The sequence below is a fragment of the Bacillus sp. AFS037270 genome, assembly GCF_002585305.1.
In genome coordinates, this window is the sequence record NZ_NUNF01000075.1 from 1 (window position 1) to 20,936 (window position 20,936).

Genomic DNA, 20,936 nt, shown 5'->3' on the forward strand with positions numbered 1-20,936 from the left:
TTTATTGAGGGAGGTTTGTTGAATAAGAATTTAAACTCTTCATTCAAATTAAAAATAAAAAGGTTTAGTGTTCACATATTATAGAATGTATTATTAAATCGTATTATGGAATTTAAAATTATGCACTTTTTTCTTCTTGCCTAATGTTTTTTTAGAAAAACAAAATTTATTCTTTACCAATCGTTCTCAAAATGATATTATAGATTTGTAAGGTTATTAGCTAATTTTTGCCATAATGAGAATGTTCATTCTAAAAACATCACTTAGCACTATCTCAAGTTTAAAGAAACAGATTTAAAAATCCTTTTTTAAGGAGGTGATGCTGTTAAAACGTATAGTTCATACAAAATTGGTGAATTTAGTAGTAACTCTTTAAGCTAATCTTTACTGTTCATTCTTAAAATGATATTATTGGCGAGGGACGAGAAAGTCAATATTCTTCACCTTGTTGATTGATGATTATCTTTGAAGTTAGCATTAAATTTTCTTGTTACTCTAAGTTTACTCAAAGGAAATGATAGTATGGCTAGAAATAAAGAATTTGATGAAAATGAAGTATTACGAAAAGCTATGGAACTTTTTTGGATACAAGGCTATGAAAAAACCTCCATGCAGGATTTAGTAAAGTATATGGGTATCCATCGTCGTAGCTTATATGATACGTTTGGCGACAAGCACACTTTGTTTATAAAAGCGTTGGATCATTATAATGAAATAATAAGAACTAGAATAGAGAATGAAGTAAGCCAGCTGAATTCGGTAAAGGATGCTATCAGGCAATTATTTAAAATGATAATTGTCAGAGATAAACAACAACTTATTGGATGTTTGACAGTAAATACGGCAGTTGAGTTGTCTTTACATGATGAACAAGCAGCAGAAAAGGTAGTGGAGAGTTTTTCTAAGACCGAATTACTGCTAAACAATCTAGTGCTAAAAGGTCAAAAAGCTGGAGAAATATCTAAACATCATGATGCAAAAAAAACATCGGAATTTCTTCATAATTCCTTAGTAGGTCTACGCGTTATGACCAAAACTACCGATGACACAGAAAAATTAAATAATATTATTGATATAACACTTTCGGTATTAGATTAATTTTTTTGCTCTTTTGGGAACAATCATTCTCAAAAGGTAATAATCAATCTAGCTGAACTTCACTTGTCAGATATCAAGCAAAGTTTGTGTTGATACATTTAATAAAACAGTTAAAGACTAAATGATAATTTAAATTTCTTTAATTTGAGGAGAGTTAATATGAAATACACAGTTATTACAGGAGCAAGCTCAGGTATAGGGTATGAGACAGCATTAGAATTTGCTGCTCGGGGAAAAAATTTAATTATAGTTGCTAGAAGATTAGATAGATTAGAGGATCTGAAATCCGCAATTTATAATATAAATCCTAAATTAGATGTTATTATTTGCACAAGTGACTTGTCTGTCACAGATCAGGCATATAACCTGTATAACAAATTAAAAGGATATGAAATTGAGACTTGGATTAATAATGCTGGTCTTGGTGAATCCGCATTTGTAGCAGATCATAATTTAAGCAAAGTTGAAACGATGTTACGGGTTAACATAGAATCTTTGACAATCCTTTCTACTTTATTTGTTAGAGATTATGCAGAGAAAGAGGGAACTCAGTTAATTAACGTATCATCGGCACTCGGATATGCAATTGCTGTTGGGACTATAACTTATTCTGCATCTAAATATTATGTTAGTGCCTTTACCGAAGGTCTTGCAAAAGAACTAGAATTGATAGGTGCAAAATTAAAAGCAAAAGTTATATCACCAGCTATAACGGAAACAGAATTCGGTAAAAATGCTTCTAATGTGGATAGTTATATTTACAAAGATAATATACGTATGTACCACACAGCTAAGCAAGTAGCTGGATTTATGATGGATTTATATGATAGTAATGAGGTCGTAGGTATTGTAGACCAAACCTATGAATTTAAAATAAGAAATCAAATTTATCCAATAATTGGAGGTTAAGTTTTTAAAAACCTTTAGATTCTAATATTTGAAAGGGTGCCTGACTGTTAACATTGCAGTTGTTGCTCAAATAATCACAAATATATTTCAGCAGTACAGATAATCTTTTATTTTAATCTACTAATAACAGAGACAGAGGGTCTTAGTAAAGACTCCTTATAACTACAAAAATAGAAAGGGTTATAATCTGACACTTTAAGTGATGGATTCACTTTCTTTCCACACCCTTTTTAGAACGTTCATTCTAAAAAGGGTGTCACTCAGCTAATTTATATTGAAAAATTAAGAACTCAATGTTCGAAGGAGAAGAAACTCAAATGACAACATTTACTATCCCATCTGAATCAGAATTTATCGAAGTTGAAGGTACTAGTTATGCTTATAGAAGGTTTGGTGAAAAAACGGGAGTACCTGTCGTATTTCTAGTTCACTTTAGAGGAACGATGGAAAATTGGGATCCTAATATGGTTGGTCCAATAGCGAAGGAACGTCCAGTTATCCTATTTGATAACAAAGGGGTTGGTGAGACGAAAGGGCAAACACCTTCTACGATTGCTGAGATGGCACAAGATGCAGGGAAATTTATAAAAGCACTTGGTTTAGATCAAGTGGATATTCTCGGTTTTTCAATTGGTGGAATGGTTGCACAAGAATTGGCATTACAAGAAGGGAATTTGATTAGACGAATCATCATGGCAGGTACTGGACCTGAGTCTGGAATTAATCCTGAGCTAGAAATATTTGAAAGAATGAATCGACACGGTGGGAATGCAGAGAATGCTTTGGATGACTTCATGTTTTTCTTCTACCGTTCAACTGAAACAAGTAAATCTGCGGGAATGGCATCTTTACAAAGAATTATCAATCAGAAAAAGGTTGAAAGTTCTGACCAAGTACAACAAGCCCAATTAAAGGCTTTGGCAAAGTGGTCTCAACCAAAATCCAATAATGATTACAATTGGTTACAGAACATTAAACACCCTGTGCTTGTGACAAATGGTAATAACGATGTTATGGTTCCAACCAAAAATAGTTATATTTTAGCTGAGCACTTACCAAAAGCACAACTCATTATATATCCTGATTCTGGTCACGGACACCTATTCCAATTTCCAGAACTATTTGCTGAGAACGTCAATTCGTTCCTGAATTCAACATCTTTATAAAAAATTGATAACGATTAAAAAGGAGGAAGTTATATGAGCAAGTTATTTGAACCAGTCAGAATTGGAAATATAGAACTAAAAAACCGTTTAGGTATGGCACCAATGACAAGGAGTAGAGCACTGCCAGATGGAACACCTAGTGATTTGGCGGCAGAGTATTACGGCCAGCGTGCATCGGTTGGTTTAATAATAAGTGAGGGTACTCAACCCTCAGAGGATGGTCAGGGTTATACAAATACACCTGGTATTTATACAGAATCACATATTGAGGGGTGGAAAAAGGTAACATCAAAAGTGCATAACAAAGGAGGACGTATATTTGTTCAACTTATGCATGTAGGCCGTGTCTCACATCCTGACAATACACCTCATCACCGTCAAGCTGTTGCGCCTTCTGCTATTGCGCCTAATATAGAAATATTTACAGCACAAGGGATGAAGGAGATTCCTACACCTAGAGCGTTGAGTGAAGGAGAAATAAAGGACGTTATAAATGAGTTTCGCTTAGCAGCACGAGCAGCGGTAGAAGCTGGTGCAGATGGGGTTGAAATCCACGGAGCAAATGGTTACCTTATTCAACAGTTCTTAAGTGAAAATGCTAATCAACGTCAGGATGCGTACGGTGGAACGATGGCAAATCGCTCGCGATTTGCCATTGAAGTAGCAAAAGCAGTTGTTGATGAGATTGGTCCAGAACGAACGGGCATACGCTTCTCTCCTCAAGGAACACTAAATGGAATAGAAGAGGGAGAAACAAGTAGTGAAATGTACCGTTATTTAATCAGCGAGTTAAATAAGCTCAACCTTGCATATCTACACATCATGCACTTCGGAAACGAATCATTATTACAAGATATCCGTCAACTTTGGTCACAAGCACTTCTTGTTAACCGAGCAGGACGTACTTTAGACCAACTTACGGTAGACTTGGATAATGAACTTGCGGACGTTATAACTGTAGGGACTTGGATGATAGCTAACCCAGATTTTGTCGAGCGATTGAAATTAGATGCCCCACTAAATACGCCTGATAAAAATACCATTTATGCAGGAGGAGCGGAAGGGTATACAGATTATCCGTTCTTAAAAGAATAAAACAGGGCAAGGTTTAACAGTTAACGGAATCGACAAAACATTTTAGGTTAATAAGGGTACTTTAGGATACACAGACTAGACCATCAATGTAAAAGTTGGTGGTTTTTTTAAAAGGAGATTAAGAATATGAAAGCTGCTCAAATACAAAAATACTCGAAAAACATTAAAGCACAGATTGTTGATATCCCTATACCGAGTATTAAAGAAAATGAAGTACTGGTAAAGGTAAAAGTTGCTGCAATAAATCCACTTGAAATATTAAATATTACAGGAAGTGTAAAATTAATACAAGACTATGATATGCCTCTTGTATTAGGAAATGAACTAACAGGTATTGTCGAAAAAGTGGGTAATCATGACTATGGGTTTAAGGTTGGAGATCCTATTTATACAAGACTCCCGATTGAAAAAATTGGGGCTTTTGCAGAATATGTTGCAGTTGATGCTAAATCGATATGGCATTTGCCGAAAAATTTAGATTTCGTTACGGGAGCTGGTGCACCGTTAACTGGTTTGACGGCATATCAAGGCTTAGTAGAAGAGTTAGAAGCAAAAAAGGGACAAACAGTGTTTATTCCAGGAGGATCAGGAAGTTTTGGCCAAATGGCTGTTCCTATAGCTAAAGCAATGGGACTAAAGGTTATTGTTTCTGGTAGTCCTTCCGCTAAAGAGAGAACGTTGAATGCTGGTGCAGATCAATATATTGATTATACAAAGGAAAATTATTGGGAAATACTAGATGAAGTTGATTTTGTAATCGATACTCTAGGTGCTGATGAATTCGAACGCGAGTTATCCATTATCAAGCCAGGTGGTCGGTTACTAAGTCTTCGTACTGGACCAAATAAACAGTTTGCAATAGATAAAGGTCTTCCTAAATGGAAGCAAATTATTTTTGGATTAGTTGGCGCGAAGTTTGATAAGAAAGCAAAGAAAAAAGGTGTTCAATATCGCTTCATTTTCGTCAGAGCTGATGGTAAACAATTGGAAAAAATTACGAAAATCATTGAAGAAAATAATATTGTTCCAGCCATTGATCCTACCAATTTTACAATTGATGAAATTAATGCTGCACTAAAATTAGTGGCAAATGGACATACAAAAGGAAAAGTAGTTATCAAATTTTAAAAAGGTAAAGCAGGAGTGGAAGTAGCAATGTCGATTCATTATTCTTATATTGACGCACCTAACTTATTTATTCAGCACCAGAATGGTAGACGGTATGCTTATAGAGAATTAGGGAAAAAAAAAGGAATCCCGATTATTTTATTGACACACCTTTCAGCTAATCTTGATAATTGGGATCCAAGGATTATTGATGGTCTTGCTAAAAGCCATTGGGTCATCGCATTTGATAACTTAGGGGTTGGACTTTCCAAGGGTAAAGTACCAAACAACATCCCTCAAATGGCAAATGATGCAATCACATTTATTAAACTACTAGGATTTTTTAAGGTAGATTTGATAGCTTTGTCAATGGGAGGAATGATTGCTCAAGAATTAATCTTAAAGGAACCAAGCTTAGTTAGAAAGCTGGTATTAGTTGGTACGGGACCTCGAGGAGGGAAAGGTATTTCCAAGGTCACGCATATTACTAATCTTGATTTAGTCCGTGCAATATTGACTTTCAAAGACATAAAGACCTATCTGTTTTTCCCAAACACACAGAATGGTAAGAAAAAGGCTAAAGAATTTCTAATTCAAATAAAAAAAAGGAAAAAACATCGAGATAAAACTATCAGTTTAAGAGCGTATAGAATGCAATTAGATGCAATCAATAAATGGGGAAAAGACAAGCCTGCGGATCTATCTAAAATTGTTCAGCCAAAATTAACAATAAATGGAAATCACGATCGCATGGTTCCAACAGAAAATTCATATGACCTGGCAAATAGAATTCCTGATAGTAAGTTGAAAATATTTGACCATGCAGGACACGGTTCCTTATTTCAATATCCAAAAGAGTTTGTCGAAATGGTAATAACATTCTTAAGTTGATATAGTATTATTATTTGGAACTAACTTAAAAAAGCACAACTTATTGAAATAGAAATCTAAAGACTTGGGGCGTTGATCCAGAAAGGTTCAATGCTTTTTTTGCTTAGTTTTCTTTTGGCACTATCAAGGCAATATTCCTGTTTTAAATAGACTGGTGAAAGTATAGTTTGTGAAGAATTACACTTAAACTATAGGGTGCTTGAGTTCAAGAAAGTAAGGCTGTTACGACAGCCTCTTTCTTTTTCGATAAAATGGATATATAAGAAACCTTATCTCTGCAAAATTATATCTATATAGGGATGTAGGTTTTCACTATCAAGACAATTTTCACAAATTACTAAAATCATTAATTCTGTATCTTTGTCGCTACTACTTTGTTTGCACACCGTACATTCTTGATTCAATTCGACTCACTCCTTATATCTTTCATATTTGTACTCTTTCCTTTTTTGTCCTTTTTAACTCCAATTATTCAACTGCAACAAAGTATCGTATTGATATGTTTTATATTAAATTGTCAAATATTTGAATAATATTTGACAATTTGAATTTCTAATTTATTGGCTTTCATTTAAAATATGTGAAATTTCCTCTTTACAACGTAAAAATAAAGGAATATATTAAACCTCATAAATTGAAAAAATCAACCTATATCGCTTAATCCAATAGGAGCGGGGGACCCAATTAACTGTATTTTGTGTACTTGGGGTGAATCCTTTTTAAGGTAGGGCTACTCTTTAGCCCGAATCCGACAGCTAACCCCGTAAGCGTTTGAGAGGAGGTTTATTTTTTGTTCCTTTAAAGAACACTAAGTAAACTAGTGTTCTTTTTTGTCTTTAATTTAAATTGGAAAAATTAAGTAGTATTAACCTGAATTGGAAAGAAAGAAGGAGAGTTCAGAATGAATCATCCAGGTCATTGGATTGAAATAGTTGTATTTATTATTGCTATTATTTTCGTTTGGTTTTCATTCACAAACTTTGCGAGCGTAAAACGCTTTTTAATTGGTCGCCCTATGAGAACGGCAGAACTACATGGACACCATACCAAAATTGTTTGGTTCATCGCTTTACCTATACTTGCTGCTGACCTTTACTCTTCTGTTTCCTATGGACCAGAAGCTGGAATAACTGAACTTATTGGACTTGGTCCTGAAGCAAAATGGTATATAATTCCGATAACAATTTCAACAATTATACTTCTGGTAATATTAATTTTATCTTATATCATGGGAATTTTAGCTTATCCAAATGGTGGAGGAGCTTACGCTATCGCAAAAGATAATTTTAAAGCAAAGTGGGTTCCTCTAATAGCTTCCAGTTCCCTGCTTGTGGACTATATTTTAACTGTTGCTGTTTCAATATCCGCTGCCTTAGAAGCAGTATCTTCAGCCTATCCAGCAGTTGCACCTTACGAAACGGAATTAGCGATAACCGTGGTTTTCTTGTTACTTGTGATGAATTTACGCGGAGTAGCTGAATCAGCAAGAATCTTTGCATACCCTACTTTGGGCTTCATGTTATGTATGATTTTGTTAATATTTACTGGCTTATTTGAGGGATTCAAAGATGGATTTATCCAAAATTCTACCCCTTCATTTGGTACAGTTCCTCAAGGATTAAGCACCCTACTAATTCTAAAGGCATTTAGTTCAGCTTGTTCTGCATTAACAGGGATTGAAACGATTTCAAACTCGGTTCCCATTTTTAGGGAGCCCCAACAAAGAAGTGCTATTAAAACCTATATCGCTTTAGGCATAATTACTTCCTTAACTCTTTTAGGATTTGCATACCTATTGTATGTGAAAGGAATTTCACCATCACCAGAGAACACTATGTTGTCCCAGCTAGCAGAGATGTATTTCGGGCATGGAATTTTATATCAGATTATCATTTGGTTCACGTTTGTAGTCTTAGTAATGGCAGCAAACTCCACTTTTACAGGTTTTTCACTTCTGGCAGCCATAGTTGCGGCTGACGGATATTTACCTAGAGTCTTAACAAACCGTGGCGACCGCTTAGGTTACTCGAATGGTATTATTGCATTAGCTTCATGTGCGAGTGTGCTTATCTTAGCTTTCCACGCTCATACAAATGCTTTGATTCCACTCTATGCAATCGGAGTATTCTTATCCTTCACCGTGGCACAATTTGGTTTGGTTCGACGTTGGATAAGAGTAAAAGGACCAAATTGGAAAATAAAATTAGCGGTTAATATTGTTGGTGCAATTGTCACATCCATCGTTGCTGTTATTTTTGCGATCACAAAGTTTACAGGTGGAGCGTGGGTTGTCTTGGTGGTTTTACCGTTAATCATTTTATCCTCTTTAGCTATTCGTCGTCACTACAACTTTGTAGCAGAAGATCTGCGTATTGATATTCATAAAGAATTCCCTGAAGCAAGGGAAGTTGTAACCGTTGTACTTGTTTCAGGTGTTCACCGTGTTGTCCACAATACACTATCTTTTGCAAAGAGTATGGGTGGTAACATTATTGCCGTCTACGTTGGTTTTGACGATGAATCAATTGATAGAATGGAGAATAAATGGGAGGAATGGGGTTCTCCTTGCAGGCTTGTGGTACTTAAAAGTAAATTTCGTTCAGTAATAGGACCACTTAACCGATTTATGAAAGTAGTTGAAGAAAAACAAGGAAACAATAGCCATATTCAGCTAATTATACCGCAATTTATTCCTAGAAAGTGGTGGCATAATTTACTGCACAACCAAACCGCCCTTCAATTGAGGATGTGGTTCTTTCGACATAAAGATGTTGTCATTACCACCGTGCCATACCATCTTAAAAAGTAAACTTTACTGTTAAAATTAATTTTGAAGGTACATTAACGAATGGTCCACCAATTTTATATAGGAGTATGATAGACAGGTGTATATCGCACCTGTCTTTTAATATGAAATACACAGACGAAACGGAAGGATAACAACTATACCTCCTTCTTCAGCTAACTGGGCAGTTTAGTTTAATAAGAAATGTTATTACGCAGCTATATAATTACAGAAAAAAATCCATCCTCATTACATATAAGGATGGATAGTGGACTAGGGCTTTTCAAAAATTTGATTATTATACTAATATCTTTTCGTTTGTAATCCGGACATAACGTACTAAATATGAATTTATAATATGATTCCCTTGGTTATTTTTCACATTAAAAAAATTGTAACGTTCCATTTTTTCAATTATTTCTTGTTCAACATCTTCTTTTTTTAACATCCAATTCATTTACCACTTTTTCGGTTATAATCTTATTATCAAAAGTATAGCAAACAGTAAATTCCTTCAAAATTAATTTTCCTTTCTATAATCTATTGTTAAAAACTTCACATTTAACCCCAATACATTGTCTTAAATTTAATTATTATCAGTTTTTTCTTTCCGTGACTTTATACTTGAAATGGACAACCATATTGATAAAATGATGGATAGGACTCCAGTAACCACATTACTTAACCGATGTATCGGGTTTATAAATAATTCATAAATGCCATATAAAAAACCTAAACATATGAATATAAGGTCTATTATTGAAATCTTCATTTTCATCTCCTTAACTTTTAACCTTCAACAGGACGACGTGCCATATTATTCGAAAGTTACTCTAAATTTTTGACCATTAAATTTTTACAAGTACATTTCAAAAAATATCATCAGTGTTTGTCCAATCAATTTTTTATAAATTTGCATTTCCTATTATAGATACAATCCAAGGAGATGCGATTTCATCTCTCCCCAAATAATTCCTTTTTTCAGGAATTATTGACCTGTTTCACTAAATTGAAACGGCGGTTCTTATTTAGCTAAAGGGGAGTTTAGTTGAATAACAAAAGAGATAACGAGGTAAATTTTTATCACAAATAGTTGTCAATATTTAACGAATACTTTTTGTTTAAAAGTCTTGCTTACTGGGTAAATAAAATTGAATTTTCCCATCAAACGAGGGTGATAATAAATGGATTTTTTACAAATCGAGAGAAGAAGAAAGAGGTACAATGTAATAATCAAGGGGAATAATCAGGAAGAACAGGCTGTCATAATAGCTTATTCTGCTGAGGAAATGAAAAGCTTAGTACGTAAACTGTATAAGAACATAATTATTGATGAAAAGGGGTTACCATCAGGAGAAATTTCATTTGAGACAACAGAACTATTATAAATTAGACTGTGTCCTTTTTTTTCTATTATTAATCATTTCGTATTTAAACTTATGAAACTAAACAATCTCTTGTTTCACAGGTATTTAACTAATAGAAAAGCCGAGGGCTTCAATCCCCCGACCATTTTTATTATAACACTAAAAAGGTTATCGTTTATGGAAATAAGTACCAATTGATGGTATTTATTCAACTAACCCACATAAATAAAAAGAGGTAGATATATGAGAAAAACATTAATCAGAACCCTTATAGCCTTAAATTATCTATAATCTTTTATAGTATTGGAAAAGCTATTTTAGTGCTTAAAGAAAGGTGGCACTTTATAGGAGTAATTTTTCATTTACACTAAGGAGGATAACGATGGGAATTTTAAGTGGAAACCCCAAGGAAGAGCCTTTACACTACGGAGAAGTCTTTGATATATGGGCATCTCAATTAGTGGGAAATAGTCTGATTTCGGGTTATCAAACAATGTTGAACCATGCAGGTGATGAAGATTTAAAAAAGTTATTAGCAGAAGCAATTGAAACATGCCAACAAGAAAAAAAACAGGTTGAAGAACTATTAAAAGAAAACGGAGTCGGCTTACCACCTACTGCTCCAGAGCCTCCTGATGTATGTTTGGAAGATATTCCAGTAGGTGCAAGAATCCCAGATCCAGCTATTGCTGCTACACTTTCTGCTGATATTGCCGCTGGATTAGTAACTTGCAGCCAAGCAATCGGTAAATCCATCAGGGAAGACGTAGCCATGATGTATGGTCAATTCCATAACCAAAAGGCAGTCCTTGGGGCAAAAGTGCTTCGTTTAAATAAAGAAAAAGGATGGCTCATCCCTCCTCCTCTACATCTAAATAAACATGGTGATTGTTAATTTAGGACACGGTTATTTCTAACCGTGTCTTTTTATAATTTAATTTAGTTCAAATGTTAGAAACGAAAAAATATTGTTCGAAATATGTGATGAGAAGGGGTTTAATAAACAAACGGGGGCTGAGTTCAATATATGCGGCTGCATAGGCAGCCATTTTTTCTTCTGTAACTAAAGGTGCAGGTTAGTTGAAAAAGGGGAAGTTTAATTTTCATATAAAGTAAGGTAAAATTAGGTATAATTAGGTAAAATCAATTGGTGGTGAATAAAGATTGGAACCTAAATGGTTAGAATGGGCAAAACAGCTTCAATCCATTGCACAAGCAGGGCTAACTTATTCTAAAGATGTTTATGACTTGGAAAGATTTGAATTAATTAGAAATATTAGTGTTGAGATTTTGACACAGCATACAAATATGGACAATAAAATTATAAAAGAACTATTTGCAAATGAAACTGGGTATGCAACGCCGAAAGTTGATATTAGGGCTGTTGTATTTAGGGCTAATAAAATATTAATGGTGAGAGAAACCAATGATGGAGATTGGTCGTTACCTGGAGGTTGGGGCGATATTGGATTAACTCCAAGTGAAGTTGCAGTCAAGGAAGTAAAAGAAGAATCAGGGTTTGATGTCAAAGCGATAAAATTAATAGCTGTACTCGACAAGAAATGCCATCCCCATCCACCTTCTCCATATCACGTTTATAAAATGTTTATCCAATGTGAAATCATTGGCGGGCAACCAAAAGAAGGTATTGAAACAGATGCAGTAGAATTTTTCGCAGAAAATGAACTACCACCTTTATCGATAGCTAGAAATACAGAATCACAAATTCAACTAGCATTTAAACATTTGCATAATCCACAAGAACCTGTAAATTTTGATTGATACTCCAAGTTGTTCAACTAACGGATAGCTTTCGTTCAGGATGATGTGATCGCTGCAGCGGTCATTTTTTTCTTGTTGAACTATCGGGGCAGCATTCCTGTAATGAAGAAATATAAGGTTTATATAAAAAAGCCCCTTGGTTAGATATGAGTGTCCAAAGGTTGGCGGCAAAAAGGACACAAATATACTACCTGGAGGCTATTTAAATGAATTATAACCATGTTAATGGTTTGTTGATCTCTTCCCCAATACAATGACTGCCCCAAATGCCCGAATCCAAATTGGGCATCAGGCAGAATGGTTCCTCGGGGGCTTATGTTGAAGAATAGGGGGCTGCTTCGGCAGCCCTTTTCTTGTTCCACACATAAAACCAACAGACGTATCAATTTTTGGATACGTCTGTTTATTACTCTTATTATCAAATCTCTAGATTACCCGTTTTTCCTGCGATTTTGTATGTATTCTTCCATAGTCAAACCATTTTCCCTGAGCGTATGATTAATCTTATCTGTCATTACAGCCAATGGAAGTAAGCACAGAAATAAAAGAAACAGTAAATCAAGAAGTATCACAAGAAGCTCTCAGCTTTGCTTCCAAATACTTATTTGACGATGATGACGAATGACAGACTCTTTATTAAGTTATGGGTTGCCTTAAGGCGTTTTTATAGCAGATAATAATACAAAAACCATCTCACATTTAGAGATGGTTTTTACTTTAATTTACATATTAAGTCTATTTTCATTCAGGAAACGCCGAATGCAACATTTGCCATTTATACAGCTATTTTACTAGCAAATGAGTGTACGTTTTTTGTATTTTAAGCTTATGTATTAAATCCATTCTTTTAGTCAATAACAATAACAAAATAAAAGACTACGGGGGTGGAACATATGAAATGCAAAAGTTGTGGCAAAGATACAAGGGTTCGGGATAAGAAGAAATATAATGAACGCTGGGGATTATGCAGCTCTTGTTATAGAAAAGACAAGGAAATGTTTAAAATAGGCATCAAAATAGCTTCAAACAGATAAAAACCCTTCAGATATAAATTCGAAGGGGATTAATACACTACTGTTTGTTTTCCAGATTGTTTAATCACTGTAGGGTTGACCCAAAATTGTTCGTAGGCTCCACCATGCCTTTCCTGAAGGTATTTTACAACGTTAGGGGAGTCTAGTGCTATTTTCAATAATTCATCAGCTAGACGGCTTTTAGACATGCCAACACAGGCCATAGACAATCTCGAAAGCTTTTTGTCGTACTCGTTGGTCATACTTACAGAAACTCTACATACACGTTTATTACCGAGTCCACGTTCTTGAGCTTGATCACTGGCGCTTTTAAAAGTAGTCATTCGTAGACAACCTTCTTATTGCGTTACTGACGCAGTATTTATACTAAAATATGAAGCATTACAATGGTTTTAGAACCTTTTTAAAACCATTTATTATGTAGTTATATAGTTAACAACATAAAATACACCGCTCGATAAAAATCTTTATACCAAGTCCCCAATCGTGGTAGTTCAGCTCAAGTGCCGACACTGGAACCAAGAAAAATGTCAACGATTTGATTGAAGAAGGTTTGAATTTTTTAACAAAATACGAACGGAGCATATCCTAATCATTAATAATGGTCGGGATTTTTCTTTTTTATTATGCAGTTCCATGACCATGTTGAGAACTTTAAAAAAATATTTTAGAAGATAACAAGATTGTTTGATTTGTTTTTTCTTAACTTAAGAGTCTCTCTTCTGTCTTAATAAAGATTTTAACAACCTCTTTTCCTTAGTTTTTTCAAAACTTCAGACTGCGCCAGTGCGTAACAGCGTAAGTGCATCAAACTATTCGTGGAAGGGGAGGGAGGAGAATTAAATGGGGGCCCACCAGCAAAACATACGCTAAGCAAATTTCGACATCAAAAAAAGCCGATTTTTCCTATGCTAAGGAAATCGACTTTATTTTAAAGAATGCTGATATTGATAATCAAAAAAAGGCCCTTAATCAGAGCCCTGTTCTTTGCCTTGTACCAAATTATCAGTACATAAATGACGCACCAATAATGATAAGAAGAATAAACAATACTACGATTAACGCAAAACCAGTTCCATGTCCGCTCATTTTATAACACCTCCCAGCATTAATAATTTCTAAGCTAGAAAGTTTTAAGCTTTATTAAATAACAAAAGAAGTTCCTACAATAATTAAAAGAATAAACAATACAACAATTAATACGAAAGTGCTGCCACCACCATAGCCACCACCGTAGCCGTAACCACCGCATCCGAAACCGTATCCAAAGCCCATATTTCTCACCACCTGTTAGAATATCCGAAATAAAACTTTCACTATGTATAATATTTCATAAGACAAGGATTCGCTTGGACAAACATCATATTGATAGAGAAAAGATTTGCCTATAAATGCAAAGAAACGTCTGCTTTATAGGCAAACGCTATTTATAAACAAGAAGGTTATAATATGTTTGTTGGTTTTACCCTGGTGGTAATAATAATATATGTACAAGATAATGAAATGGAATGGACAAGGGGTGATTTATAACGAATTAATTCTTGGTCTGTTCTTAAAAATTTCCCCCAATAAGGCTTAACTGGTTGGGTACTCAGGTTAAACTGATGCATAGTCTAGAGTGTAACCAAAAAGCCGTAGTCTTGCTTAGCACATAGACTTGTCAGAGATAATATCAAACACAAAAAGCCCCTAGTAGGGCTTTTTTGTATTTATTAATCCTTTCGACTTAATAAAAGACTACACATAAGCATGACACAGGGAGACAACCTAGGAGAAGGGTTTTAATTGCAGACAGTGCCCATCCCCTTTTTGGTATTTTACATATTTTATAGGTAACAGCTGAAAGGAGGTTGTGTATATGGATGGTTACGGTGGATTCGGTGGTTGTGGTGGCCCCGGATTTGGCTACGGAGGTGGCTTTTGCGGAGGCAATCCATTCGTTTTAATCGTAGTATTGTTCATCCTGTTAATTATCGTTGGAGCAGCCTGTTTTTACTAATTTAAATTCTCGAAAAAAGTCTTATAAAAAGGCTTTTTTCTTTTTGGCTTAAATTGTTAAATGCTCATATGGAGTAAAAAGTAAATTAGGCAAGCCCTGCCATAAAGTCATATTAGGCATATGTTGTATAAACCGAATCCGCCTGTTGCACCCAGGTGTGTTCTGCCTCCTTTTTGAAGAAGAAAAGTTCGGGATTTTCTTCTTCTTACATAAAATAAAAATATAGTTTTAAAAAAGTAAGTTCCTCCCAACTCTGCACAGTTTCCACCCCCTTCAGAACGTTGCTATTAGTCGACTTATCAATTTTTCTTATTGTTATTTCATGTAAAAAAAGCCATCAGTAAAAAATACTGACAGCTTGGGAAAGGAACTTATTTTTACAGGTGATTTAAAACAAGGTATTCTATGTCAAAGAGAATTATATCCTTGGGACACTTAAATTTTTGAATGGCAGCGGGCACAAAATTTATAATCCTGTACATAAGTGATTTAATTTTTTCTGTATTAACTGATACAAGCGTTTTACTGTTTGTGGGTGCCCTATGCCTAACTCTTTGCCTCAGTCCAATAATAAAGCCGATGATTCCTTAGCGTAGGAAAAATCGGCTTTTTCAATGTCGAAATTTGCTTAGCGTATGTTTTGCGCGTTTTGTTGGTGGGACCCCTAAATCAAATGTTCGTATCATATCCTAGCCAGGAGCTGATTTTTGGCTAGGATACTTCCGGCTCCTTGCAACTGACATTCCGATTAAAATACGAATATTTCAGACAAAAATAAAACCCCTTATTACGTAATAATCGTTGCCTTAAGTCAACGAATTACGCCTTAAGGCATTTTAACATTAGAAAAGACTTTTAGACCTGTATAATACAAAGCAATCTCAACGTAAGAGAAAGAGCTATAGCAGTTTGGTCCTCTTTTATGTCTTTAAGGTCAATTTCTAAAGGCTAGGAGGTAATCCCATCTTCCAAACAACCGTTTCCTGCCTGTAACTTTATTAAGCAAAAAGTATTAGCTACATATGCAACCAATTTGTACTCAAAAGTAGAAACTGAATGTAACATAATGGATGTTTTGTTACATTTGGTGAATTTCAGATCTTTTGCTTCTTCAGTTAAAGATGCAGGTTTATTTAAACATATGTACAAGTGGAAAAAAGCCCTCAGATTTCCGAGGACTTTGCGGGGTGAAGTAAACGAAGGCAGGGGCATACAACTTTTCCAGCTTGGTTGACTAGCCCAAACATACTTGATGGCTTTAATTATTTTCAGCAATCGGCTGATCCGTTACTTCGGGGTCAATATAATTCGTAGCACTTACGCCAGTATTTGTTATCACTGCTCCCCCTGTGTTAAATCCTCCGGATCCAGCAAACGATTTAGTTGTAGTCTTTGGTGTTAAAACACTGCTATCACCGAATTTGACAATACCATTTGTAGTGACGTTATGAATTTGTAGGGGTCCATTAATAGTTGCAGGCATTAGAAACAACCTTCCATTTAAAATTTTTTTCAATAACCTATACGCACTTTTTAAATATTTCCGACAATTGGCTGATCCGTTACATCGGGGTCAATATAATTCGTAATGTTAAAAACAGTATTTGTTATAGACCAAACCGCTGTGTTAAATGCTCCAGCTCCAGCAGGAACCTTAGATGCAACCTTTGGTGATACAATAAGGCTATCACCAAATTCGACAGCACCATTTCCAGTGATATTAGCAATTGCTACTGGTCCATTAATAATCGCAGGCATGGGCAGCCATCCTTTCAAGTTTATTCTCATTTTGATATTAGATATTCTATGTTTTTATCCCTGACCTTGTTCTTCTTTGAAGGTACCGTACAAAAACGAGAGATACAATACCAGCAAAAGAAAAGCCAGCTTTCATGAAACATTTTAAACTAATTGGCATAAATTAGTTTAAATATTGGTAAAGGGAGTTGACTAAAATGAGTGGATGTGACCGAGGTCATATTGTTATAGATAATATTGAAGGAGGAATCGTTAATTTTGGTGGTTCACTAGTTGTTTCTCCTAAAACTGCTGGAAAATCTGTCCTTGGTGCAGGTTCTGGAAACACTGCCATTTTCAATTTTAGTGGTACTGCTGCAAGTTCAACGAATACAATAGATTTTGATGTATTTGATCAACCGGTAGATGGCAATACCTAGCGGGAAAAACCCCGTTTTTTTGTTGGTTTTTGATTGGGCATCAGTATTTTTCCATAATCACTGCCCCATCATAAAGGTTAAAAAAAAATCGATGTCAAAGGATTTTCCCATGCTTCTATTTTACATGTTGGGAATTCTAAAAATATATCATTAGAGGCAAGGGTTAAGAATATACGCCAGCTTTTGCCGTATTGGTATGAACACGAGATGCGCTAAAATCATATGTTAGTTTATAGCCTAATGGAAAAGGATGTTTATAATGCCGGCGATTATAGGACCAGTGGAAATTGTAGCTGTATCAGGTGGAATTGTGCAATTTGGTGATACAGTCTATACTTCACCAAAGTCTGCAGCCAAAGCCTATTCAGGTGCAGGAGGATTTAATACTGGATTATTAATTATTACGAATAATGGATTAAGCAGTACTAATGTACTTGATACGGATTTAATTGACCAGCCAATTGCAGGAAATAACTAGAAAGTGACATAGCCTGAAAAAGAGTGTATGTCATTTTTAGTTTAATTAATCCGACATTACCTTCTTATACAGAACAAAGGACAGATTGAGTAGAATAATCTGTCCTTTTGTCATTAAAATAGTGTTTATAATCGAATGTAACTTAATAGATAAAAAGTTGCATTCATTATCCGTTAAAATCTTAGACTTAACCAAAAACCATATGGGAATGTTCCTCTTTCAAAAATAAGTTACATTCAATTCGTTAAATGAGTTTATGGGCTGACATAAAAGCACGTTACAAAATTACAAAAGCTTTTCGAGCCGGTTCCATTTATAAAACGATTGGCACTGGAGAAAATGAAAAGTTGCCTTAAAGAAACGGATTACGCCTTAAGGCATTTTTACATTAGAAAGACTTTTAGACTCGTATAATACAAAAGCCATCTCAACGTAAGGGAAGGAGCTATAACAGTTTGGTCCTCTTTTATGTCTTTAAGGTCAATTTCTAAGAGTAGGAGGTAATCCCATCTTCCAAACAACCGTTTCCTGCCTGTAACTTATTAAGCAAAAAGTATTAGCTACATATGCAACTAATTTGTACACGGGATTCCTGCGGCGATCCTTTTTGTTGCTTAATTAAGATGGGTGCATTTTTTTTACATGATTCTGGACTCGTTCCCATTCAAAAATTATAAGAAAAGAGGATACGTAATGAATGTGACAATTGAAATACACTACAAGGTCAGCAGCAAGTTAATGCAGAGAGCCAGTCTTCCACTAAGAGGTAAGCGGCCGGAATTTGTTGCTTATCAGTGGTGGAAACAAATACAAAAAGAAATGTCCTATCACGCAACTTTGGAGCAAGTGATTATTAACGGAGACAATGACATCACGCAGTTAGTTATGGATATAGAAACTCAGGAGCGGAACAAGATTAACGAAAATCTGGATTTACCTTTTTAATGTCCAATAGAGAAGTCATTGATGGGTTGATGTTTTATAATCCCTTTGTACCTCGTATATGATAGGCGTTTTTGATAACGTAGAATTTATAGAACTTGCTTTAAAAGCATTTTAGTGAGGAAGGGTACTGATGACTGAAATATATTCAAGCAAATATAACGATAGCTTTTTGCAATATCATGTTGCTTATTTTACTAAAGATACACTTAAACTCAATGAAATCAATTTCATCAAAAATTATTTTTTAAAAGCGTATCAATTAGGCATGAATTCAAGATTTTGAAACTGGAGTTTGGTAAGAATTCTGTAAGGCTTATTATCAACTGCCAAACCACTCACTCTATACCAAATCTTATCAAAGCACTTAAAGGTGGATCGGCAAGGTTTTGTATAAGGAGTTTCCTGATTCTAAAGTAGAACATGGAAGTAGCCTGTGGGATTCAAAGTACATAATATCAACAGGTGAAATCCAGTTTGATAAAATGATTCAAAACTATACCGCCTATGTTCTCACCTAGAATAAGCCATCCGAGTAATGCCCCAACCACGGGTTGGAAGAAGAAAAATAGCCCTCCACTTGAGGTATTAAGCATTTGTAATCCACGATTCCAAAGTAGAAATCCACATGCTGTTGATATAATACCCAAATACAAGACTCCTCCCCAAATGGTCGGATGAGCCAGTTGCGAGATGTTAATTTCGTGTAACCGTGGCAAAACAAATGGGGTCAGCACTAATAGGGCTACCAGGATGGAATAGGTTGTTACCACAATCTGTGAATAATCACTCGGCACACGCTTTACAAGTACAGACATGAGTGCCCATGTTAAAGCAGCAATAAGCAGTGAAATACCATCAAGTTTACTGGACAAATTTACATGAGTCAACTCCAACAATAAGAAATGCTTATAGTGAGAGTTAGATTGTGAAGAAATACACTTAAACTATTGGGTGCTTGAGTTTAACAAAGAGTCGTAGCTGCGGCTCTTTTTCTTGTTTCACTAACGAAGCAATTTAGTTCAACAACAAAGTCAAGTTTCCTTGAAGGGAACCGTTATTGTATTTACTTAGATTTTAATGATGAACCTTATTAATTCCATTATGGAATTAAAAGGGTGGTTATTATTTATTAGAACGATAAAATCTTAAATGGTAAAATGAATTTATTGAAAATTGCAATAAACACAGGGAAGGGGAATCCCGTTTGGATACAAAAATGGCTCGAAATCGTGCTGAATTATCGGGAAAGTTAACAAATGTATTAGATTCCAGAACGTTAACAAACTCACACAAAAGGCTTGCAGAAATTATTATGGAAGGCATGGCAATTCTTGATGTTGGATGTGGTACAGGGGCAATTACTAGAGGCATAGCAGAAGCTGTGGGTCCAAATGGACGTGTAGTAGGAATTGACAGTAATCCAACCTTAATTCAAAAAGCACGTCAATCATATGGAGAAATACCAGGATTATCATTTGAAACAGGTGACATTTATAATCTTCCTTATGAACAACAATTTGATATTGTTACCTGTTCACGGGTTTTAATATGGTTATCCGACCCATTAAAAGGATTGAAAATGATGACATCTGCTACAAAAATTGGAGGTCGCATTTTAATTGCGGATTATAACCATGAAAAGATTTCATGGAATCCCCTGCCACCTTCAAGTATGCTCAACTTTTACGCAGCCTATTTGAAATGGCGTGCGGAAGCAGGTATGGATAATACAATTGCCGATAACCTTCCTGGACTTTTTCGAAAAGTTGGTATAGAAGATATTACTATAACCCCCCTTCATGAGGTAACAAATAGAAGGGACCCTGATTTTTAAACTCGCATTGGGATATGGGCTGATGCTGCATCCAGCAGAGGAGTTCAAATGACGAGAGATGGTTTTATTTGTGAACAGGATTATGTGAGTGCTGAAAACGATTATCGTGAATGGATGATACGTGATGCTGAATCTTTAACGATGTATATGTTAACAGTTGAAGGTGTAAGGCTCTGTTAAAGCCCCACTCAAAATTAGCCAACTAATAATGCTTATACTATGTTGTTAATCAACTACCATGAAAATTAGCTTCTGTAACCTTAGAAAAG

22 protein-coding genes, 2 pseudogenes and 1 riboswitch are annotated in these 20,936 nt (G+C 35.1%); of the genes and pseudogenes, 18 read left to right on the top strand and 6 right to left on the bottom strand.

The window, feature by feature from the left end:
• Window positions 1-522 precede the first annotated feature (522 nt).
• The 10 genes from COD92_RS27160 (at window position 523) to COD92_RS27205 (ending at window position 12,200) form a co-directional block, all read left to right on the top strand.
• Window positions 523-1,098 carry a TetR/AcrR family transcriptional regulator gene (locus tag COD92_RS27160; RefSeq protein ID WP_098529582.1) on the top strand — a complete coding sequence of 192 codons (576 nt, stop codon included), beginning with the start codon at window positions 523-525 and terminating at the stop codon, window positions 1,096-1,098.
• A 159-nt stretch (window positions 1,099-1,257) separates the two neighbouring features.
• Window positions 1,258-2,007, top strand: coding sequence for an SDR family NAD(P)-dependent oxidoreductase (locus tag COD92_RS27165; protein WP_098529584.1), 750 nt, complete (start codon window positions 1,258-1,260; stop codon window positions 2,005-2,007).
• 317 nt (window positions 2,008-2,324) lie between these two features.
• Window positions 2,325-3,173 (top strand): alpha/beta fold hydrolase, encoded by an 849-nt coding sequence (locus tag COD92_RS27170; RefSeq protein WP_098529586.1) that lies wholly within the window; start codon window positions 2,325-2,327, stop codon window positions 3,171-3,173.
• Window positions 3,174-3,206: 33 nt separating this feature from the next.
• Complete coding sequence (locus COD92_RS27175; protein WP_098529588.1) at window positions 3,207-4,268, top strand: alkene reductase; 1,062 nt, start codon at window positions 3,207-3,209, stop codon at window positions 4,266-4,268.
• Between the two features lie 126 nt (window positions 4,269-4,394).
• Entirely contained in the window at window positions 4,395-5,396 is a 1,002-nt protein-coding gene (locus COD92_RS27180; protein WP_098529590.1) for an NADP-dependent oxidoreductase, read from the top strand.
• Between the two features lie 15 nt (window positions 5,397-5,411).
• A complete protein-coding gene (locus COD92_RS27185) occupies window positions 5,412-6,266 on the top strand; it encodes an alpha/beta fold hydrolase (RefSeq protein ID WP_255295300.1) in 855 nt (284 codons plus the stop codon).
• A gap of 644 nt (window positions 6,267-6,910) precedes the next feature.
• Window positions 6,911-7,051: riboswitch (cyclic di-AMP (ydaO/yuaA leader) on the top strand.
• A gap of 116 nt (window positions 7,052-7,167) precedes the next feature.
• Window positions 7,168-9,075, top strand: a complete 1,908-nt coding sequence (locus COD92_RS27190) for an APC family permease (RefSeq protein ID WP_098529592.1) — start codon at window positions 7,168-7,170, stop codon at window positions 9,073-9,075.
• A 1,160-nt stretch (window positions 9,076-10,235) separates the two neighbouring features.
• Window positions 10,236-10,439 (top strand): hypothetical protein, encoded by a 204-nt coding sequence (locus tag COD92_RS27195; protein WP_098529594.1) that lies wholly within the window; start codon window positions 10,236-10,238, stop codon window positions 10,437-10,439.
• A 361-nt stretch (window positions 10,440-10,800) separates the two neighbouring features.
• Window positions 10,801-11,313 carry a DUF3231 family protein gene (locus tag COD92_RS27200; protein WP_098529596.1) on the top strand — a complete coding sequence of 171 codons (513 nt, stop codon included), beginning with the start codon at window positions 10,801-10,803 and terminating at the stop codon, window positions 11,311-11,313.
• A 269-nt stretch (window positions 11,314-11,582) separates the two neighbouring features.
• The gene (locus COD92_RS27205; protein ID WP_098996686.1) at window positions 11,583-12,200 is read left to right on the top strand and encodes an NUDIX hydrolase; all 618 of its coding nucleotides are present in this window, start codon (window positions 11,583-11,585) and stop codon (window positions 12,198-12,200) included.
• Between the two features lie 1,063 nt (window positions 12,201-13,263).
• Here COD92_RS27205 and COD92_RS27210 read toward each other — a convergent pair.
• The 3 genes from COD92_RS27210 to COD92_RS27220 form a co-directional block, all read right to left on the bottom strand.
• Complete coding sequence (locus COD92_RS27210; protein WP_098529600.1) at window positions 13,264-13,557, bottom strand: hypothetical protein; 294 nt, start codon at window positions 13,555-13,557, stop codon at window positions 13,264-13,266.
• A gap of 682 nt (window positions 13,558-14,239) precedes the next feature.
• Window positions 14,240-14,323: a YjcZ family sporulation protein gene (locus tag COD92_RS27215; RefSeq protein WP_098529602.1), complete on the bottom strand. Its 84-nt coding sequence runs from the start codon at window positions 14,321-14,323 to the stop codon at window positions 14,240-14,242.
• A 54-nt stretch (window positions 14,324-14,377) separates the two neighbouring features.
• Window positions 14,378-14,509: a YjcZ family sporulation protein gene (locus COD92_RS27220; protein WP_098529604.1), complete on the bottom strand. Its 132-nt coding sequence runs from the start codon at window positions 14,507-14,509 to the stop codon at window positions 14,378-14,380.
• A 583-nt stretch (window positions 14,510-15,092) separates the two neighbouring features.
• Between COD92_RS27220 and COD92_RS27225 the strand changes: the two genes are divergently transcribed.
• Window positions 15,093-15,233, top strand: coding sequence for a YjcZ family sporulation protein (locus COD92_RS27225; protein ID WP_098529606.1), 141 nt, complete (start codon window positions 15,093-15,095; stop codon window positions 15,231-15,233).
• 1,258 nt (window positions 15,234-16,491) lie between these two features.
• Here COD92_RS27225 and COD92_RS27230 read toward each other — a convergent pair.
• Window positions 16,492-16,716: a spore germination protein gene (locus COD92_RS27230; RefSeq protein ID WP_098529608.1), complete on the bottom strand. Its 225-nt coding sequence runs from the start codon at window positions 16,714-16,716 to the stop codon at window positions 16,492-16,494.
• A 50-nt stretch (window positions 16,717-16,766) separates the two neighbouring features.
• A complete protein-coding gene (locus COD92_RS27235; RefSeq protein ID WP_098529610.1) occupies window positions 16,767-16,991 on the bottom strand; it encodes a spore germination protein in 225 nt (74 codons plus the stop codon).
• Between the two features lie 197 nt (window positions 16,992-17,188).
• On the opposite strand from COD92_RS27235, the gene COD92_RS27240 reads away from it, so the two are divergent.
• The 5 genes and pseudogenes from COD92_RS27240 to COD92_RS33495 form a co-directional block, all read left to right on the top strand.
• Window positions 17,189-17,410 (top strand): spore germination protein, encoded by a 222-nt coding sequence (locus COD92_RS27240; RefSeq protein WP_098529612.1) that lies wholly within the window; start codon window positions 17,189-17,191, stop codon window positions 17,408-17,410.
• Window positions 17,411-17,527: 117 nt separating this feature from the next.
• Window positions 17,528-17,626 carry a hypothetical protein gene (locus COD92_RS33060; RefSeq protein ID WP_255286620.1) on the top strand — a complete coding sequence of 33 codons (99 nt, stop codon included), beginning with the start codon at window positions 17,528-17,530 and terminating at the stop codon, window positions 17,624-17,626.
• Between the two features lie 43 nt (window positions 17,627-17,669).
• A complete protein-coding gene (locus COD92_RS27250) occupies window positions 17,670-17,888 on the top strand; it encodes a spore germination protein (protein WP_098529614.1) in 219 nt (72 codons plus the stop codon).
• A gap of 693 nt (window positions 17,889-18,581) precedes the next feature.
• Window positions 18,582-18,833 carry a hypothetical protein gene (locus COD92_RS27255; protein WP_098529616.1) on the top strand — a complete coding sequence of 84 codons (252 nt, stop codon included), beginning with the start codon at window positions 18,582-18,584 and terminating at the stop codon, window positions 18,831-18,833.
• A gap of 249 nt (window positions 18,834-19,082) precedes the next feature.
• Window positions 19,083-19,250, top strand: a pseudogene (locus COD92_RS33495) (transposase); the annotation flags it as partial.
• A gap of 38 nt (window positions 19,251-19,288) precedes the next feature.
• Here COD92_RS33495 and COD92_RS27265 read toward each other — a convergent pair.
• A pseudogene (locus tag COD92_RS27265) lies at window positions 19,289-19,708 on the bottom strand (DMT family transporter); the annotation flags it as partial.
• Between the two features lie 329 nt (window positions 19,709-20,037).
• Between COD92_RS27265 and COD92_RS27270 the strand changes: the two are divergent.
• Window positions 20,038-20,667, top strand: a complete 630-nt coding sequence (locus tag COD92_RS27270; protein ID WP_255286618.1) for a class I SAM-dependent methyltransferase — start codon at window positions 20,038-20,040, stop codon at window positions 20,665-20,667.
• 48 nt (window positions 20,668-20,715) lie between these two features.
• Complete coding sequence (locus COD92_RS33065; protein WP_255286619.1) at window positions 20,716-20,847, top strand: hypothetical protein; 132 nt, start codon at window positions 20,716-20,718, stop codon at window positions 20,845-20,847.
• Window positions 20,848-20,936 lie beyond the last annotated feature (89 nt).

What these genes read in the sequence shown, in the direction of transcription:
- COD92_RS27225 (WP_098529606.1), top strand. Translation starts at nt 15,093, where the DNA reads ATGGATGGTTACGGTGGATTCGGTGGTTGTGGTGGCCCCGGATTTGGC.
- COD92_RS27175 (WP_098529588.1), top strand. Translation starts at nt 3,207, where the DNA reads ATGAGCAAGTTATTTGAACCAGTCAGAATTGGAAATATAGAACTAAAA.
- COD92_RS27165 (WP_098529584.1), top strand. Translation starts at nt 1,258, where the DNA reads ATGAAATACACAGTTATTACAGGAGCAAGCTCAGGTATAGGGTATGAG.
- COD92_RS27200 (WP_098529596.1), top strand. Translation starts at nt 10,801, where the DNA reads ATGGGAATTTTAAGTGGAAACCCCAAGGAAGAGCCTTTACACTACGGA.
- COD92_RS27170 (WP_098529586.1), top strand. Translation starts at nt 2,325, where the DNA reads ATGACAACATTTACTATCCCATCTGAATCAGAATTTATCGAAGTTGAA.
- COD92_RS27220 (WP_098529604.1), bottom strand. Translation starts at nt 14,509, where the DNA reads ATGGGCTTTGGATACGGTTTCGGATGCGGTGGTTACGGCTACGGTGGT.
- COD92_RS27240 (WP_098529612.1), top strand. Translation starts at nt 17,189, where the DNA reads ATGAGTGGATGTGACCGAGGTCATATTGTTATAGATAATATTGAAGGA.
- COD92_RS27230 (WP_098529608.1), bottom strand. Translation starts at nt 16,716, where the DNA reads ATGCCTGCAACTATTAATGGACCCCTACAAATTCATAACGTCACTACA.
- COD92_RS27250 (WP_098529614.1), top strand. Translation starts at nt 17,670, where the DNA reads ATGCCGGCGATTATAGGACCAGTGGAAATTGTAGCTGTATCAGGTGGA.
- COD92_RS27235 (WP_098529610.1), bottom strand. Translation starts at nt 16,991, where the DNA reads ATGCCTGCGATTATTAATGGACCAGTAGCAATTGCTAATATCACTGGA.
- COD92_RS27190 (WP_098529592.1), top strand. Translation starts at nt 7,168, where the DNA reads ATGAATCATCCAGGTCATTGGATTGAAATAGTTGTATTTATTATTGCT.
- COD92_RS27215 (WP_098529602.1), bottom strand. Translation starts at nt 14,323, where the DNA reads ATGAGCGGACATGGAACTGGTTTTGCGTTAATCGTAGTATTGTTTATT.
- COD92_RS33065 (WP_255286619.1), top strand. Translation starts at nt 20,716, where the DNA reads ATGACGAGAGATGGTTTTATTTGTGAACAGGATTATGTGAGTGCTGAA.
- COD92_RS27210 (WP_098529600.1), bottom strand. Translation starts at nt 13,557, where the DNA reads ATGACTACTTTTAAAAGCGCCAGTGATCAAGCTCAAGAACGTGGACTC.
- COD92_RS27160 (WP_098529582.1), top strand. Translation starts at nt 523, where the DNA reads ATGGCTAGAAATAAAGAATTTGATGAAAATGAAGTATTACGAAAAGCT.
- COD92_RS27180 (WP_098529590.1), top strand. Translation starts at nt 4,395, where the DNA reads ATGAAAGCTGCTCAAATACAAAAATACTCGAAAAACATTAAAGCACAG.
- COD92_RS27255 (WP_098529616.1), top strand. Translation starts at nt 18,582, where the DNA reads ATGAATGTGACAATTGAAATACACTACAAGGTCAGCAGCAAGTTAATG.
- COD92_RS27195 (WP_098529594.1), top strand. Translation starts at nt 10,236, where the DNA reads ATGGATTTTTTACAAATCGAGAGAAGAAGAAAGAGGTACAATGTAATA.